Origin of the sequence: Lentzea sp. NPDC006480 (assembly GCF_040611995.1) — a bacterium.
In the GTDB taxonomy this organism is placed as follows: Bacteria; Actinomycetota; Actinomycetes; order Mycobacteriales; family Pseudonocardiaceae; genus Lentzea.
In genome coordinates, this window is the sequence record NZ_JBEXPJ010000190.1 from 1 (window position 1) to 16160 (window position 16160).

Here is a 16160-nt window from a genome sequence, read left to right on the forward strand (position 1 = left end):
GAAGGCGTCAGTACCAGCGCTGGTCCGGGTGCAGGTGGCAGTCCCACAGGACGAGCTTGGTGCCGTTGACGGTGCTGCCGCTGTTCGCCAGGCCCGCGCACTTGCCGGACGGGGCGTTGTACAGCGCGAACGTGCCGTCGGAGAGCGGGGACAGCCGCCAGTTCTGGTCGTTGTGGAAGTGGCAGTCCCACAACACAAGTTCGGTGCCGTTGGCCGTGCTGCCGTTGTTCGCGAGGCCGACGCACTTGCCGTTCGGATATCCCGACGCGTACGAGCGCAAGGTCGTGCCGTCGCCCGTGTACCAGTACTGGTCGTTGTGGAAGTGGCAGTCCCACAGCACGAGTCTCGTGCCGTTCGCGGTGCTGCCGTTGTTCGCGAGACCGATGCACTTCTGGGTCAGGGCGGCGAAGCTGCGGATCACGGTCGCCGGACCGGCCTGCGCGGACACGTCCTGGGCGACCGCGAGCCCCGGCGTGACCAGCGCCGCGGCCAGCGCGATCACCACAGTCAGTAGTCGTTTCGAAGTCAGCACATTACTCCCCTTCGCCGTTTCGGCTTGGCACACAGGGAGAGAGCCCGCTCAGCGGAACTGGATACCGTGGAGCGCACCAACTACTGCGAGCAACTGATCGTGAGGACGCCTGATGATGGAACTGCTGGAGCGGTTTCACGCCGTGGACACCACCGCGATCTGCGACGCCGACCGGACCACGCGGGTCATGGACAGCGGGATCCGCGCCCGGTCGGCGGCGACACGCGTGTTCGGGCCCGCGTTCACCGTCCGGTGCCGGGAGGACTTCCTGGCCGTGCTGCGGGCGGTCGAGACGGCCGGGCCCGGTGCGGTGATCGTGGTCGACGGCGGTGGACGGGAGACCGCGCTCGGCGGCGAGATGTTCGCGCGAGGGGCGTTGGCGCGCGGGTTGGGCGGCGTGGTGGTGGACGGCGGCTACCGCGACATGGCGTACGTGTCGACGTGCGAGCTTCCCGTCTACAGCCGGTTCGTGACGCCGCGCGCGGGCACGGCGTCACAGCTCGGCGAGCTTCAGGTGCCGGTGACGTGCGGTGGTGTCGTGGTGAATCCGGGCGATCTGGTCCTCGCCGACGACGAGGGTCTGGTGGTGCTCGACCCGCAGCGTGCCGCTGCCGTCCTCGACGCGGCGCTGGCCGTCAAGAACACCGAGCACCGGGTGATCGAGCTGCTCGACGGCGGCAGGACGTTGAGCGACGCGTTCAACGTCACCGAGCACGTCGAGGCGCTCAGGCGGGGCGAGCAGTCCGCGTTGCGCGCGACGGGATCACCAGGATGACCGACAGCACCACGGTCAGGCCCAGGAAGATCGCGTTCAGCCACTGGTCGCGCGGCTCGTACACGTGCAGCATCGTCAGGTGGAAGTAGAAGTGCAGCACGTTGAACACGAGCAGCGCGGCGCCGGCCATCTGGACGACGATCGCCTTGCGGGCGTTCGCCAGCGCGATGAAACTCAGCACGGTGATCCCCAGGTAGAACGCGCCGACGTCCTTGATCAGGTGCTCGTTGAACGGGCCGAGCTGCGGGAGCCACCGCAGTCCGAGCCCGGGAAAGCCGTCGTAGAACGACTGCGAGGCGAAGTAGGCGAAGACGCCGACGTACGCGCCCGTGACTCCCAGGAACGCCAGGCAGATCCGGTCGAGCAGCAGTTTCATGCCCGGTGGACGAGAGAGCGCCCCGGAACGTGACAGTCAGACCGGTTGCCGTGCCTTGAGGTAGTGGCGCGCGACCGTGATCGTGGCCGCCAGGAACACGACCTGCATCAGCGTGCGCGGCACCAGCTGGTCGTTCCACGGCACCGGACCGTTGAGCGCCTTGTGCACGTTCGCCGGGAACATCGCGACCAGCATCGCCGTGAGCCCCAGCGCCGACCAGCCCGCCGTCCGCTCCCACAGCAACGCCGCCGCCGCGACCAGTTCCAGCACACCGGTCGCGGTGACCAGCAGCCCCGGCGCCGGCAGGAACGGCGGCACCATCGCGATCAACTCCTCGCGCAGGCCGATGAAGTGCGCTCCCCCGGTCAGCACGAACATGACCGCGAGCCCGCCGCGCAACGCGACCGGCAGCGAGCTCAGCCTCGCCATCCCGAGCTTCCCCGCGATCAGCAGCGACGACGTGACGACCACCAACGCGATGAGCGGAACCATCTCCGCACCCCCTTCAACCCAGAACTTGTCAGCGACAAGATTGCGGGCGACAAGCCATCTTGTCAACGGTAAGATTGCGCTCGTGCCTCCCTACCACCACGGCGACCTGCGCCGGGCGGTCCTCGCCGCCGCCGTAGACGCGATCACCGAGCACGGCCCGGCCGGCGTGAGCCTGCGCGACCTGGCCCGCCGCGTCGGCGTCTCGCACGCGGGCCCCGTCCACCACTTCAAGGACAAGGCGGGCCTGCTCACCGCACTGGCCGCCGAGGGCTACGCACTCCTGGCCGACGCCCTCAACGCGACCCGCGCGGAGACGGACTCGTTCGTCGAGCTGGGCGTGACCTACGTGCGCTTCGCGTTGCGGCACAAGGCGCACTTCGAGGTGATGTTCCGGCCCGACCTGCTCCACACCGATGACCCGGCACTGGCGCGGGCACGCGACCGGGCGGGCGCGGAGCTGGCGGGCGGGGTCGAGGCGCTCGGTGAGAAGCGGACCGGCGAGCAGCGGACGGCGGGCGTCGCGGCGTGGTCGATCGTGCACGGGTTCGCGACGTTGTGGAACACCGGAAACCTGGACTCCGGCGAGAACCCCGAGGAACTGGCGCACCGGGTCGCGGCCATGCTGTTCGGCGACGACTGAGGCTCAGGCGGTGGACGGCACCGAGTCCAGGGCCGCCTCGACCCGCTCGGCCTCCGCCGTGCGCTGCTGGGACCGGTAGATCACCAGCGCCTCCCGCCACACCGCTCGCGCCTGGTCGTGCTGGCCGAGGGCGAGGTGCGGGTGCCCGAGCCGTTCGAGCGTGCCGGCGGCCTCGAAGGTGTAGTCGAGGCGGCGGAACAGGGTCAGGGCCTGGTTGTAGTGGTCGACGGCCTGGTCGTGGTCGCCGGTCTGGTGGGCGAGGTAGCCGAGGCTGTCGAGGGTGTCGGCCTCGCCGTCCGGGTTGTCCTGCTCGCGATGCAGGGCCAGCGCGGCCTCGCAGTGTGCACGGGCGGTGTCGTGCTCACCGAGGACGGCGGCCGACCAGCCGGCGGCGTTGAGGGCCTCGGCGATCCACACCGGACGGTCGAGGAGGCGGTAGACCCGCAGGGCCTCGACCGCGTGGTCGTAGGAGCGCCGCTGGTCGCCGCGCATCTCCCAGGCGCGGGCGAGTGTTTGGTGCGCCCGGCCCTGTTCGGTCAGATCCTGCCGGCTCTCGGCGAGGCGGACGGCCTCGTGCAGATGCGTGGTCGCTTCCTCGTGACGACCCAGGCCCGCGCAGGCGTAGCCGAGGAGCCGCAGCACGCGCAGCCGGGCGGCGGGCAGGGTGGCGGTCGCCTCCAGGGCCGTCTGCCACGTGGCCAGGCGGTCGTGGGCCAGGCCGCGCCTGCTGTGGAACGTGTTCAGGCTCCACGCGAGCTGCCAGGTCGTGTCGTGCCAGCGCTGGGCGACCGCAAGTCGTTGTGCGGCCAGGAGATTGGCGTGTTCGGCGGCGAACCACGCCATCGGGTCCGGCAGCGTGCAGGGCGGGGTGCGCAGCTCGATGGGCGGGCGGTGCGGCTCCAGGACCACGTCGGCGGCGTGCGCGGTGTGCAGGTAGAACTCGACCAGGCGGCGCCGGGCCGCGTCCTGCGTTCCCGGCGGCAGGTGGCGGGCCTGGTCGAGGGCGAAGAGCTTGACGAGGTCGTGCATGCGGTAGCGGCCGGGGGCGTGCTGCTCGATCACCGACACGCGTTCCAGCGCGCGCAACGCCGTGCCGACGCCGGGTGCGCCGACCAGGGCCGCCGCGGCGGGGACGCTGATGTCCGGGCCTGGGTTGAGCCCCAGCAGGGCGAGCGCGGCGGCCTGCTCGTCGTCCAGCGCACCACAGGTCCACGACAGCACCGCGTGGACGCTCGCCGCGGGATCACCGGTGTCCAGGGCGTTCAGGCGGGTCGAGACGTCGCGGAGCTCCGCGGCCAGCGTGGTCAGCGAGACGTCGGGACGCAGCACGGCGCGAGCGGCCACCACGGCCAGGGCGAGCGGCAGTCCGGCGCAGTGGCTCAGCAGGTCGGCGGTGGACTCGGCGTCCAGGCGGGCACCGAGGCGGCGCGACAGCACGTCCCAGGCCTCGCCGTCGTCCAGCACGCCGAGGGGCAGCGGCACGGCACCGTGCGCGGTGACCAGGCCCGCCAGCCGGTCGCGGCTCGTGACCAGGACGGTGCAGCTGCTGCTGCCCGGCAGCAGCGGCACGACCTGGGCGGAGTCGCGGGCGTTGTCGAGCACGACGAGCATTCGCTTGTCCGCCAGCAGAGTCCGGTACAACGCCGTCTGAGCGTCCTCGCCGGCCGGGATCGCCGTCGGCTCGACACCCAGCGCGTCGAGGAACCCGCGGACCACCTCGGCCGGGCGCGCCGGCCTGCCACCGGGGTCGAAGCCACGCAGGTCGACGAACAGCTGGCCGTCCGGGAACCGGTGCAGGTTGCGGTGAGCCCAGTGCAGCACCGTCCAGGTCTTGCCGACCCCACCGCCTCCACTGGCCGCCGACACCGCGCCCACCGCGCGGTCCAGCGCGGCGAGTTCCTCTTGTCTGCCAACGAACTCCGCTGGCGAGGCGGGCAACTGACGAGGCGTCGGCGCGGCGGATGCGGGCGAGCCGATCGCGGCCGCGAGGAGGCTGTCCCGTTCGTCCGGAGAAAGACCCAGGGCATCGGCGAGGCGGCGGACCGTGCCGACACCGGGGTTGGCGCGCTCGGCCGTCTCGAACCTGCGGATGGTGCGGACCGAGACGCCGGAGTGCTCCTCCAGTTGCTCCTGCGTCATGTTGGCGCGCAGGCGAAGTCGTCGCAGCAGCGCGCTGAACCGGCTCGTCACGCCGGCAACAATATTCGGTGATCAACGGCGTGCCCCGACGTTTGCGACGTTTGAACCAACGCCTGGTTGCTCCATTAGGACGAACATCACCCAGGTGAACCTCGTCGCTTCGTGGACATCTTTCTAGGTAAGACCGAAAGAGGTGCACGATGAACAAGACAATCGCAGGTGTCAGCATCGCCGCGCTGCTGACCGCCGCCACCCTCCCGCTGCTGGCCGCGACCGCGTCCGCCAACCCGTCCGACAAGCCGTGCGACACCTCGGACCTCGTCGTCTCCGTGACGAAGGATCCGACTTCCGCCGCGGGCCAGCAGGCCTACGTCATCCACTACGCCGCCGCCGGGCCGCACACCAACTGCAGCCTCCAGGGCGCGCCGACCGCCGTCACGTTCACCAAGGGCAGCGGGCACAGCGAGGCAGACGGCAGCACCATCCAGGTCGTGCTCGACGACCCGCACAGCGTGCCGGCGCCGGTGAACGTGCAGCCCGGCAAGCCCGCCGAGTCGCGGATCCTGATGGCGTCGCAGGCGCCGGTCACGTTCCAGCCGAGCGTGGTCAACCTGAACCTGCCGGTCGCCGGTGGCGGGTACACGGTGACCGTGGCCTGGCCTGCCGGCATGCCGCTGCGGGGCGACCACGTCGAGCTGACGAACGTCTCCGCGGCCTGAGCCTTCCCTGCTAACCGGCGTCGGCGACACGGCGCAGGACGTGCGCGACCCGTTCTGCGCCAAGCCGAAAGCCGGACTCCGCGTGCAGCGCACCGGCTTCCTCGGCACGAACGCGTGCGTCGGAGAGCCGGCCCAGCGCGAGATCCACCTCGGCGAGCACGCGCAGGCTCTCCCCCTCGATGAGCCGATGCCCGGTGCCGCGGCTGATCGCAAGCGCTTCCTCAGCCGAGGCACGGGCAAGATCGTGCTCGGCATGACGAAGATGCAGCGCCGCCAACGAGATCAGCGCGTCACACCGCCCCCGCTGATGCGACGCGGCGACCGCCAAGTCCAATGCCGTGCGCAGTTCGAAGCGAGCCTCGTCGTCGTACCCGAGCAGCAGGTGGGTGCTGCCGAGCACGTGCCACGCGCTGATCTGGGTGCGCCGCATGCCGAGCCGAGTGGCGATCTCCAACGCTTCACGGGCGGTGTCCAGCGCCAGGTCGTACTGAGCGAGATCGCGATAGGCGCCGGAAAGGTTCGCGAGGTTGCCCGCTTCCTCGGCCGGCTCGGCGAACTCCCGGCACAGCGCGAGGCCCGCCGAGTAGTGCTCGATCGCCCGCTCCAGCCGGCCGAGTGCCTGGCACGAGCGGCCCGCGTGGGTTTCGCCCAGCAGCACGCCGTAGCGGACTCCCTTGCGGCGCGCGGAGGAGATCGCCTCGGTGTGCAGTTCGTAGGCGCGCTCCAGTTCGCCGAGCTCCCAGTACGCGTCGCCGAGGACCAGCGAGCCGGCGGCGGGGCGGCCGTCCTGCTGCCAGAGCTCGCGGGCCCGCAGGTAGTAGTCGGCGCAGTCGCGAGGGCGGCCCATCGAGATCGACGTCCTGCCCAGCGCGCACAACACCACGCGGTAGAACTCGTTGTGCCCCAACGATTCTGCGGCAACGAGCGCCGCACCCAGGAACGTCAGCGACTGCTCGTAGTCGCAACCGCACCAGTGGGCGTCGCCGATGATCCGCAACGCATGAGCCTCGGCCAGCAGATCACCGCTGCGCCGCGCCGCCTCCAGCACCGCGGTGCCGGTGCCGAGCCAGACGGCGTGCATCCGGTGGCGTTCGAACTGCGGGTGCAGCGCGATCAGCAGCTGCACGGCCAGGCGGGTGTGCCCGGCGGCCGCGGCGGCGTGCGTGGTGGCGACGAGGTTCTCGGTCTCGACGTCGATCCACGTGTTCGCGATGGTGTCGTCGATGAACGTCGTGTGCCGGTAGTCCTCGGCCAGCACGTGCCGGTACGTGCGCGGATCGACGCGCTCACCGGCGTTCAGCAACGTCAAAGCGAAGTGGCCCCAGAGGCGTTCGGTGGCGGCCGGGCGTTCGGCGTCGGCGAGGTGGGCGGCGTGCAGGCGCAACAGGTCGTGGAACGTGTAGCGGCCCGGCTGGTGCTCGTCGACGAGGTGCGCCGCCGTCAGCGCGTGCAGGCAACGGGCGGTCTCCGCGTCGTCGAGCGAGGTCAGCGCGGCGATCGCGTCGGCCGTCAGGTCCCGGCCCGGCATGAGCCCCATCAACCGGAACACCCGGCGCGACTGCGGGTCCAGCGCCTCGTAGGACAGGTCGAACGCCGCACCCACCGCCGTGTCGGGATCGCCGGGCACCGCCAGCGACGCGAGCCGGTCGCCGGAACGCAGCGCGGCCACGTAGCTCGCGATCGACCGGCCGCCGAGGAGATGCGCGGCCGCGATGCGCAACGCCAGCGGCAGGCCCGCGCACAGGTCGATCAGGTCGTCGACGGGTTCCGCTTGCACACGTTCGAAGCCGAGCACCCGCGTGAGCAGGGTGCGAGCGGCGTCGCGATCGAGCAGGTCGAGCTGCACCCGCCGGGCACCGTCGCGAGCCACCAGGCCGTCGAGCCGATACCTGCTGGTCACGAGCACGAGACAGCCGGCGGAACCGGGCAGCAGCGGGCGCACCTGACGGGCGTCCACCGCGTCGTCCAGCACCACCAGGACACGCCGGTCCGCCAGCAACGTCCGGTACCGGGCCGCGGCGGCCTCGACGTCGGCGGGAACCTCGGCGCGATCCACGCCGAGCCCGGTCAGCAGGTGCGTCAACGCCTCCAGCGGGGTCAGCGGGGCACCGCCGCCGTGGCCGCGCAGGTTCAGGAACAGCTGTCCGTCCGGGAACCGCGACCGGGCGCGGTGAGCCCAGTGCACCGCGAGCGTGGTCTTGCCGATGCCCGCCATGCCCGCGATCGCGGACACCACCACCGCGTTCGGCTCACGCGCGAGCAGCCCGTCCATCGCGCGCAGGACGTCGTCCCGGCCGGTGAACCCCTCGACGGCGGCGGGCAGCTGAGCCGCCACGACGTGGTCAGCGGAAACCTCGGCCCTCGGCACCGGCGCCCGCGACGCCGCGGCGACCAGCCCGGCGTGCTCCTCCTGGCTCAGGCGCAACGCGCCGGCCAGCCGGGACACGGTCTCGCGGTGGGGGTAGCGGCGGACTCCGCGTTCGAGCACGCCGACGGCCTGCGCGCTGATTCCCGCCCGCTCGGCCAGCGCCTCCTGGGTCAGCGCCGCGGCCAGGCGGTGATGACGCAGCAGTGCGCCGAAGGACCCGTCCACACACCCCTCCCGTACCCGAACTGTATCGGTGGGTTGTGCGGGTTGTCGCTGTCGCCGCCGCCGTTCGGCCTAAAGAATGTGCTCCAGGATCGTGACCGGGACGGCTCCGCGGGGAGAGGGGGACCCGGTCACTCCAGGAAGGCCGGTTGCCGCGACGGGGGCGGCAACCGGCCTTCACACCCCCTGATCACTTGGTCGACCCGGCCAGCACGCCCTGCACGAAGTACTTCTGGAACACCAGGAACACCGCCAGCGGCACGATCATCGACAGGAACGCGCCGGTCGCGAGCATGTCGATGTTGGTGCCGAACTGCCGCAGCTGGGCCCGCAGCGCCACCGTGATCGGCGCCGAGTCCTGGTCCGCGAACACCAGGGCCACCAGCAGGTCGTTCCACACCCAGAGGAACTGGAAGATCGTCAGCGACGCGATCGCGGGCTTGGCGACCGGGAGCACGACGCGTTTGAAGATCACCCACTCGGTGGCGCCGTCCATCCGCGCGGCCTCGATCAGGTCGCGCGGGATGCCGGTGAAGAAGTTGCGCAGCAGGAAGATGGCGAACGGCAGGCCGAACGCGACGTGGAACAGCACCACACCGGTGATGGTGCCGAACAGGCCCAACGCGCCGAACAGCTTGGCGACCGGGATCAACGCGACCTGGACCGGCATCACGAGCAGACCGACGACTACCACGGTCAGCGCGTCCCGGCCGGGGAACTCGATCCACGACAACGCGTACGACGCCAGCGCCGCCATCACCACGACCAGAACCGTTGCGGGCACGGCGATGTAGAAGGTGTTGAGGAACGACTGCCACACCGCCTGGTTCGCCACGAGGTCGGCGTAGTTGTCCAGGGTGAGCTGGGCGGGACTGGTGAAGATCGTCCACCAGCCGCTGGAGGTGTTCGCCGACTCGTCGCGCAACGACGCGATCAGCAGGCCGAACACCGGCACCAGCCAGAACAACGCCACCAGAGCGAGCACCAGCTGCACGAAACCGTTGCCCAGCCGGGACGCCAGCCGGGACAGCACCCCGCGTCTGGGCGCACCCGACACGGGCACCTCGATGCGGACCTCTTCTGCCACCAGGGTCACGACCGCTCCCGTCGGAATCGGCGGATGTTGAACAGCATCGCCGGGGCCACCAGCACGAACAGGATCACGGCCAGCGCACTGCCCGCGCCCTGGTCGCCGCCCGCGCCGAAGGACACCTGCCACATCTGCAGCGCCAGCACGTTCGCCTGCTCCTGCACCGAGCCGGGCGCGATGACGAAGACCAGCTCGAAGATCTTCAGCACGTTGATCACCAGCGTCACGAAGACGACCAGCAGCACCGGCGAGAGCAACGGGATCGTGACGCGCCGGAACACCTGCCACTCCGTCGCGCCGTCGACCCGTGCCGCTTCCAGGGCATCGCGCGGAATCGCGGACAGGCCGGCCGCGATGAACGTGATCGCGAACCCGGTCATGATCCAGATCCAGGACGAGATGATCACCGGCGTGATGAGCGACGAGCCCAGCCACGTCAGGCCGCGGAACGGCAGCGAGAAGTTCGACGACGGCAGGCGGACCACGACCTCACCCCGCGCCAGGTCGGGGAACGTGAACCTGCCGTCGTCACCGGTGGTCGTGCGCGCCACGACCTGCCCGTCCCGCACCGCCTCCACCGCCACACCGGGCAGCCCGCGCTCGATCGGGTCGATCTTGCCCGAGCTGCCGTTGACCGACACGTCGAGCCACACCACGCCGCGCAGCTCGCCGGCACCCGCGGTGGGCGCGGACGCCGGAAGTGCCTGCGCGGGCACCTGCTGCGGGCTGAAACCCACCAGCGGCACCAACACCGTGTCGCCGGCCTGCACTGGCGCGGTTCCCAGGAATCCCGCTTCCGTCGCGGTGTAACCGGTGCGCGGCCGCGCACCGGGGAACTGCGACGACGGGCTGAACACGTCGTGCACGCCGACCAGGACCGCGTTCACCACGCCCTGGTTCGGCGCTTCCTCGTAGACGAGCCGGAAGATGATGCCCGAGGCGAACAACGAGATCGCCATCGGCATGAACAGCACCAGCCGGAACGCGGTCGCCCAGCGGATCCGTTCGGTGAGCACGGCGAGCACGAGACCGATGCCGGTGACGGCCGCCGGAGCGACCACCACCCAGATCACGTTGTTGCGAAAGGCGATCAGCGTCCGCGGGTCGGTGAACGTGTCGACGTAGTTGCGCAGGCCGACGAACTCGTCCCCGGACGCGTCGAAGAAGCTGCGGATCAGCGAGAACACCAGCGGGTACAGCACGAGCGCCGCGAGCACGAGCAGCGCGGGGAGCAGGAAGGGGATCGCCTGCCGGGGCGAGCGCCCCGGCGCGACGTCCACGTTCGTGCTGAGCCTGATCTTTCTGGGCATCATTTGCCGTATGCCTTGGCCGCGTTGGCTTCCAGGCGCGCCATGATGCCGTCGACGTTCTTCGGGTCGGCGAGGAAGTCCTGCAGGTCCTTCCACTCCCCCGCGCCCTTCGTGCCACCGAACGCGGCCGGCGCCAGGTCGGACATGTCGAACCGCACGTTGTCGCCCGCGGCGACGATCCGCTTCGCCAGGTCCTGCGTGACGTCGTCCGGGTAGGCCGACTCCGGGATGTCCTTGTTGGGCGAGAGGAACCCGCCGAGCTCCGCCCAGATCTTCCCGGACTCCGGCGAGGCCAGGAACTTCATCAGCTCGGTCGTCGCCTTGTCGTCCTTGAACTGCACGGCCATGTCACCACCGGCGACCACGGCGTCCTTGCTGCCCGCGACCGAGGGGAACGGGAAGAACTTGGCGTCCTGACCGACCTTCGCCTTGGTGTTCGTGGAGATCACGCTCGCCACGAAGTCCGCCTCGAAGACCATCGCGGCCGACGGCTGGTCGCCGAAGACGTTGATCACGGATTTGGGGAACTCGGTCTGCAGCGCGCCACCGGCGACGAGCGTCGGGTCGCCCCAGAGCTTCGCCAGTTCCTCCAACGCTTTCCTCACCGAGGGATCGGTCCACGGAATCTCGTGCTTGGCGAGCTTGTCGTAGTTGTCCGGCCCTGCCGTGCGCAGGTAGACGTTCTCGAACCAGTCGGTGAGCGTCCAGCCGTCCGCACCGCCGACCGACACCGCCGCGAGACCGGTCTCGGCGATCGCCTTGCTGGTCTTCACCAGGTCGTCCCACGTCGCCGGCGGCGTCGCGCCGACCTGCTGGAACGCCTTCTCGCTGTACCAGAACGCGGACTTGTTGGCGGTCTTGAAGGTGAAGCCGTAGAGCTTGCCGTCGACGCTGGCGAACTTCTTCCACACGGCCGCGTTGTGCTCGGTGACGGCCTTGTCGACGTCGGTGGCGACCGGCTTCAGGGCACCGGCTTTGGCGAACTGGGCGACGAGGCCGGGCTGGGCGATCAGCGCGACGTTCGGCGGTGTGCCACCCGAGACTCTCGTCTGCAGCACGGTCGGCAGCTCGTCGCCGGCCGGTGTGTACTTGACGTCGGCGCCGGTCTGGGACTTGAACACCTGCAGCACCTTCTCGAAGCTCTTCTGCTCGTCACCGGTCCACGGGCCGACGATCTCGACGGTCTGGCCCTTGAGGTCCTCCGAGCTCGTTCCCGCGGCACCTCCGGAACACGCGGCGGTTCCGGCGACTGCGGTGAACACGAGCAGTGCGGCGAGTCGCTTCCACTGTGTTGTCACTGAAGCTCCTACTTCCAGATCGAGGACCCGGTGGCCGGGTCGAAGAAGTGCAGCCGGGAGGTGTCCACCCAGGCGGCGACGGGCTGTCCTTCGTAGATGCGGGTGCGCGGGCTGAACCGTCCGACCAGGACGGTCCCCTTGCCGCCGGTCTTCGGCAGGTCGTCGGTTCCGGCGTCTTGAGCGAGCTCACGGGTGTCGTCGGTGACGACGGGCGGCACGTCGACCGGGAAGTGCACGAGGACGTCCGACCCCATCGCCTCGACCAGGTCGGCGACGGAGTGCAGGATCTGGCCCTCGCGAGCGTCCGCGAGCGCGGTGTCCTCCATGTCCTCCGGCCGGATGCCGACGACGACGTCGCGGCCGACGTACTGTTCCAGCGCGGGCCGTTGCCGCAGCACGGATTCCGGCAGCAGCAGGGTGTCGGAGTTGAGCGAGACCCAGAAGCGGCCGTCCGGGTCCTGGTCCAGCTTCGCGGACACGAGGTTCATGCCCGGCGAGCCGATGAACCCGGCGACGAACAGGTTCACCGGGCGGTCGTACAGCTCCTGCGGAGGCCCGACCTGTTGCAGCACACCGCGTCGCATCACCGCGACCCGGTCGCCGAGCGTCATCGCCTCGGTCTGGTCGTGCGTGACGTAGACGGTCGTCACGCCGATCTCGCGCTGGATGCGAGCGATCTGGGCACGCATCTGCACGCGCAGCTTGGCGTCCAGATTGGACAGCGGCTCGTCCATCAGGAACGCCTGCGGCGCCCGCACGATCGCCCGGCCCATCGCGACGCGCTGCCGCTGACCGCCGGAGAGGTTGCGGGGCTTGCGGTCCAGGTGCTCGGTCAGTTCGAGCACGTCGGCGACCTCGCGGACCCGGTGGTCGATCTCCTTCTTGTCGAGCTTGCGCAGCGTGAGGCCGAACGCGATGTTGTCGTACACGTTGAGGTGCGGGTAGAGCGCGTACGACTGGAACACCATCGCCACGTCGCGGTCACGGGACGGCACGTCGTTGACGACGTGCTCGCCGATGCGGATGCTGCCCTCGGTGATCTGCTCGAGCCCGGCGATCATCCGCAGCGCCGTCGTCTTCCCGCAGCCCGACGGGCCCACGAGCACCAGGAACTCCCCGTCGCGGATCTCCAGGTTCAGGTCGGTGACCGCGCGGGTGCCGTCGCCGTACGCCTTGCCCAGACCCGTCAGAACGACTTCTGCCACGAGAACTCCCCGGTTCGGTGTGACTGCAGACCGTAGGGCCGCCATCCCTAAGGAAGATTTAAGGACGAAACACGATCTCGATAAGCTCGCAACACCTCTCCCAATCGGCGGGTTCGCTGCTTACGCTGCGTGTATGTCGAAGGTGCTGGTGGTCGAGGACGACCCGGTGGTCCAGGCGGCGCTCGTGCACGCGCTGACCGACCTCGGGCACGTCGTGCAGGCCGTCGGCACCGCCGTGGCCGCACTGCGCGAGGCGGGCACGTCCGAGCTGGACCTGGTGATACTGGACCTGGGGCTGCCGGACCTGGACGGCGTGGCTGCCCTGCGGATGCTGCGCGGGGTGTCGAACGTGCCGGTCATCGTGGCCACCGCGCGCGGGGCCGAGAACTCGGTCGTGAGCACGTTGAACGCCGGCGCGGACGACTACATCGTGAAGCCGTTCTCGTCCGAGCACCTGGCCGCGCGCATCAACGCGCTGCTGCGGCGAACGGGTGGTTCCGCCGCCGCGGCTTCCGAGGTCGTGGTGCTGGGCGAGCTTTCGGTCGACCTCGCTCAGCGCATGGCCACGCTCGGTGACTGCGCGCTCGCGTTGAGCAGGCGGGAGTTCGACCTGCTGGCCTATCTCGCGCAACGGCCGGGGCGGGTGATCTCGCGGCGCGAGCTGATCCAGGCCGTGTGGGGGCATCCGTACGTCGGTGACGACAAGACGATCGACGTGCACGCTTCCTGGTTGCGGCGCAAGCTCGGCGAGACCGCGGCGCATCCCCGTTATCTGCACACGGTCCGGGGTGTGGGGTTCAAGCTGGCGGCGCCCGAATGAGATCGGTCATCACCCGTGCGCTGCTGGTCGCCGCCGGGCTGGTGACGGTGGTTTCCCTTGCGGTTGCCGGGTTCTTGTTGTTCACGCAGGCAGGGGCGGTGGCCGCCGCGGCTGATCAGCGCGACGCGGCGGTCGTCGCCGCTGTGCTCGCGGTGTCTTCTGACGCCGACGCCGTCCGGGGGACGATCGCGCGAACCTCCGCCGGGGCCGAGGGGCGGTTGTCCGTGGTGCTGGCGGACGGGACGCGGCTCGGAGCCGGTGGTGGTGCGCCGGTCGCTTCCGTTGGCGGAGCGGTGGTTTCGGTCGTGCCCGGCGCGGTGCCGTTCCCGGTCGGCGCGGTGCTGTCGGTGCTCGGCGTTTCCGCGGTGGCGCTGGGTGCCGCGGTGTGGTTGGGGCATCGGCCTTTCACGCCGGTGCTGCGCGCGTTGCGGGTGCTGGCTTCCTCGCCCGGGCGGCGGGTGCGGTTGCGGGGGCCGGTCGAGCTGGAGGCGCTGGCCGCGTCCATCAACGCGGCTGCCGAGCAGAACTCCTCGTTGCTGGCCAAGGAACGCGAGATGATCGCGGACGTGTCGCACCGGTTGCGGACGCCACTGGCCGCCTTGCGATTGGACGCCGACGCGGTGGGCTCGGGGGCCGTCGCCGACCGGATTCGCAGCGCTGTCAGCACGTTGGGGCACGACGTGGACCGGATCATCCAGGCGTTGCAGCCTTCCGAGGGTTCGGCGGCCAGTACGTGCGACGTGGCATCGGTGGTGGAGACGCGGATGGCGTTCTGGTCCGCGCACGCCTCGAACCAGGGCCGGCTGCTCGAGGTCGACGTCGGCGAGCCCGCCTGGGTTCCGCTGGCTCCGGACGCGCTCGGGGCGGTGGTGGACGCGTTGCTGGAGAACGTCTTCCGGCACACTCCCCCGGCCGCCCCGGTCGGCGTGTCGGTGGTGCGGCACGCCGGCTGGGTGACCCTGGTGGTCGAGGACGGCGGTTCCGGGGTGGCTGATCCGTCGTCCGCTCTGCACCGCGGCAGCAGCGGCGGCGGGTCGACCGGCCTCGGACTGGACATCGCCCGGGCCGCCGCGGAGGCCACCGGCGGCACGATCCACCTGGAACGCGGACGGCTCGGCGGGGCGCGGGTGCGGCTGCGGTTCGGGGAGGCGAACAGCCACCACTCGCCGGCGAGCCCGCGGGCGTGGAGATTGTGGCGGCCGTGATGTCGAGATCGCGATGTCGGCTTCGACATGTCCGTGTCAGGGATGCAGACATGCTTGGAGGACGTCATGACCCCACCCGTTGTCTCCTTCTCGGCCTGGGAAGCCGCGCGGGAGGAACTGCTGGTCCGGGAGAAGGCCCACACGCGTGAGGGAGATGCTCTCGCCGCGGCTCGCCGGCGGTTGCCGATGGTCGAGGTCGACGGTTCGGCTCTGGTCGTCGGTCCGGCCGGCCCGGTGCCGTTCGTGTCGTTGTTCGAGGGACGCGACGAGCTCGTGGTCTACCAGCACATGTGGTGGGACGGCGCGCCCCACCAGGGCCAGTGCGAGGGCTGCACGCACGTACCGTGGCACTTCCCGGACGCCTCCTACCTGCACGCGCGCGGAGTGTCGTTCGCTGTGTTGACCGTGGGCGCGTGGGAGGAGGTGGAGCCGTTCATCGCGTTCATGGGCTACACGCAGCCCTGGTACTCGGTGCGGGACGTGCCCGCACCGATCGGGGGCGACATGGGGTACTTCGCGTGCTTCCTGCGGGACGGAGAGCGTGTGTTCCTCACGTACCGAACGACCGGGCGCGGGACCGAGCGGGTCAACGGGTCGTTGGCGCTGCTCGACATGACGCCGTACGGGCGCGGCGAGAAGTGGGAGGTCGTCCCGGACGGGTGGCCTGAGGGCCGTGACGCGGGCTGGTTCTGGCGGACGGACGTGGACGGCAACGCGACGTGGGGGCCGACCGGCAGGCCGACCCCGCAGTGGACCCGGCCCGGCGTGACGCCTGAGGAGACACTCGGGCGGGACGGCCACTGCCACTAGGTGGCGCTGTCGGCGTCTGCAAGTACCACCAACTCTTGATCAAATCGCCTCTACCTGCTACCAACCGCCCTCGGAACCGGCCGTCGCCGGCACGGCGGCTGGGCGTGCGCGGGTTCCTGGCCACTCGACGTCGATAGGAAAACGCTGTGGAGTTCGTAC

At 70.3% G+C, this 16160-nt stretch carries 15 protein-coding genes; 6 read left to right on the plus strand and 9 right to left on the minus strand.

The genetic code is table 11. From position 1 onward, the window contains the following. Positions 1-7: 7 nt before the first annotated feature. Entirely contained in the window at positions 8-532 is a 525-nt protein-coding gene (locus ABZX92_RS40190; protein WP_355570722.1) for an RICIN domain-containing protein, read from the minus strand. Positions 533-644: 112 nt separating this feature from the next. Between ABZX92_RS40190 and ABZX92_RS40195 the strand changes: the two genes are divergently transcribed. Beyond that, entirely contained in the window at positions 645-1307 is a 663-nt protein-coding gene (locus tag ABZX92_RS40195; protein WP_355570723.1) for an RraA family protein, read from the plus strand. On the opposite strand, the gene ABZX92_RS40200 is transcribed toward ABZX92_RS40195, so the two are convergent. Both ABZX92_RS40200 and ABZX92_RS40205 read right to left on the minus strand, forming a co-directional pair. Continuing rightward, positions 1258-1683: a hypothetical protein gene (locus ABZX92_RS40200; RefSeq protein WP_355570724.1), complete on the minus strand. Its 426-nt coding sequence runs from the start codon at positions 1681-1683 to the stop codon at positions 1258-1260. The genes ABZX92_RS40195 and ABZX92_RS40200 overlap by 50 nt on opposite strands. A 36-nt stretch (positions 1684-1719) precedes the next feature. After that, the gene (locus ABZX92_RS40205; RefSeq protein ID WP_355570725.1) at positions 1720-2175 is read right to left on the minus strand and encodes a hypothetical protein; all 456 of its coding nucleotides are present in this window, start codon (positions 2173-2175) and stop codon (positions 1720-1722) included. A gap of 82 nt (positions 2176-2257) precedes the next feature. On the opposite strand from ABZX92_RS40205, the gene ABZX92_RS40210 reads away from it, so the two are divergent. Then, on the plus strand, positions 2258-2815 hold the full coding sequence (locus tag ABZX92_RS40210; RefSeq protein ID WP_355570726.1) for a TetR/AcrR family transcriptional regulator: 558 nt from the start codon (positions 2258-2260) through the stop codon (positions 2813-2815). 3 nt (positions 2816-2818) lie between these two features. Here ABZX92_RS40210 and ABZX92_RS40215 read toward each other — a convergent pair whose 3' ends face one another. Continuing rightward, positions 2819-5005 carry a tetratricopeptide repeat protein gene (locus tag ABZX92_RS40215; RefSeq protein WP_355570727.1) on the minus strand — a complete coding sequence of 729 codons (2187 nt, stop codon included), beginning with the start codon at positions 5003-5005 and terminating at the stop codon, positions 2819-2821. A gap of 149 nt (positions 5006-5154) precedes the next feature. Between ABZX92_RS40215 and ABZX92_RS40220 the strand changes: the two genes are divergently transcribed. Continuing rightward, the gene (locus ABZX92_RS40220; protein WP_355570728.1) at positions 5155-5673 is read left to right on the plus strand and encodes a DUF4232 domain-containing protein; all 519 of its coding nucleotides are present in this window, start codon (positions 5155-5157) and stop codon (positions 5671-5673) included. 10 nt (positions 5674-5683) lie between these two features. Here ABZX92_RS40220 and ABZX92_RS40225 read toward each other — a convergent pair whose 3' ends face one another. The 5 genes from ABZX92_RS40225 to ugpC all read right to left on the minus strand — a co-directional run bounded on the left by ABZX92_RS40225 (position 5684) and on the right by ugpC (position 13166). After that, complete coding sequence (locus tag ABZX92_RS40225; RefSeq protein WP_355570729.1) at positions 5684-8266, minus strand: NB-ARC domain-containing protein; 2583 nt, start codon at positions 8264-8266, stop codon at positions 5684-5686. 187 nt (positions 8267-8453) lie between these two features. Further along, the gene (locus ABZX92_RS40230) at positions 8454-9359 is read right to left on the minus strand and encodes a carbohydrate ABC transporter permease (protein ID WP_355570730.1); all 906 of its coding nucleotides are present in this window, start codon (positions 9357-9359) and stop codon (positions 8454-8456) included. Continuing rightward, complete coding sequence (locus tag ABZX92_RS40235; protein ID WP_355570731.1) at positions 9356-10663, minus strand: ABC transporter permease subunit; 1308 nt, start codon at positions 10661-10663, stop codon at positions 9356-9358. The genes ABZX92_RS40230 and ABZX92_RS40235 overlap by 4 nt, the downstream gene beginning before the upstream one ends. Then, on the minus strand, positions 10663-11961 hold the full coding sequence (locus tag ABZX92_RS40240; protein ID WP_355570732.1) for an ABC transporter substrate-binding protein: 1299 nt from the start codon (positions 11959-11961) through the stop codon (positions 10663-10665). Before ABZX92_RS40240 ends, ABZX92_RS40235 begins: the two co-directional genes overlap by 1 nt. 8 nt (positions 11962-11969) lie before the next feature. After that, positions 11970-13166, minus strand: a complete 1197-nt coding sequence (gene ugpC / locus ABZX92_RS40245; protein ID WP_355570733.1) for a sn-glycerol-3-phosphate ABC transporter ATP-binding protein UgpC — start codon at positions 13164-13166, stop codon at positions 11970-11972. 133 nt (positions 13167-13299) lie between these two features. On the opposite strand from ugpC, the gene ABZX92_RS40250 reads away from it, so the two are divergent. The 3 genes from ABZX92_RS40250 (at position 13300) to ABZX92_RS40260 (ending at position 16001) form a co-directional block, all read left to right on the plus strand. Next, positions 13300-13986, plus strand: coding sequence for a response regulator transcription factor (locus ABZX92_RS40250; protein ID WP_355570734.1), 687 nt, complete (start codon positions 13300-13302; stop codon positions 13984-13986). Next, positions 13983-15191, plus strand: coding sequence for a HAMP domain-containing sensor histidine kinase (locus ABZX92_RS40255; RefSeq protein ID WP_355570735.1), 1209 nt, complete (start codon positions 13983-13985; stop codon positions 15189-15191). Before ABZX92_RS40250 ends, ABZX92_RS40255 begins: the two co-directional genes overlap by 4 nt. Before the next feature lie 66 nt (positions 15192-15257). Continuing rightward, positions 15258-16001, plus strand: a complete 744-nt coding sequence (locus ABZX92_RS40260; protein WP_355570736.1) for a DUF899 family protein — start codon at positions 15258-15260, stop codon at positions 15999-16001. Positions 16002-16160: the final 159 nt, after the last annotated feature.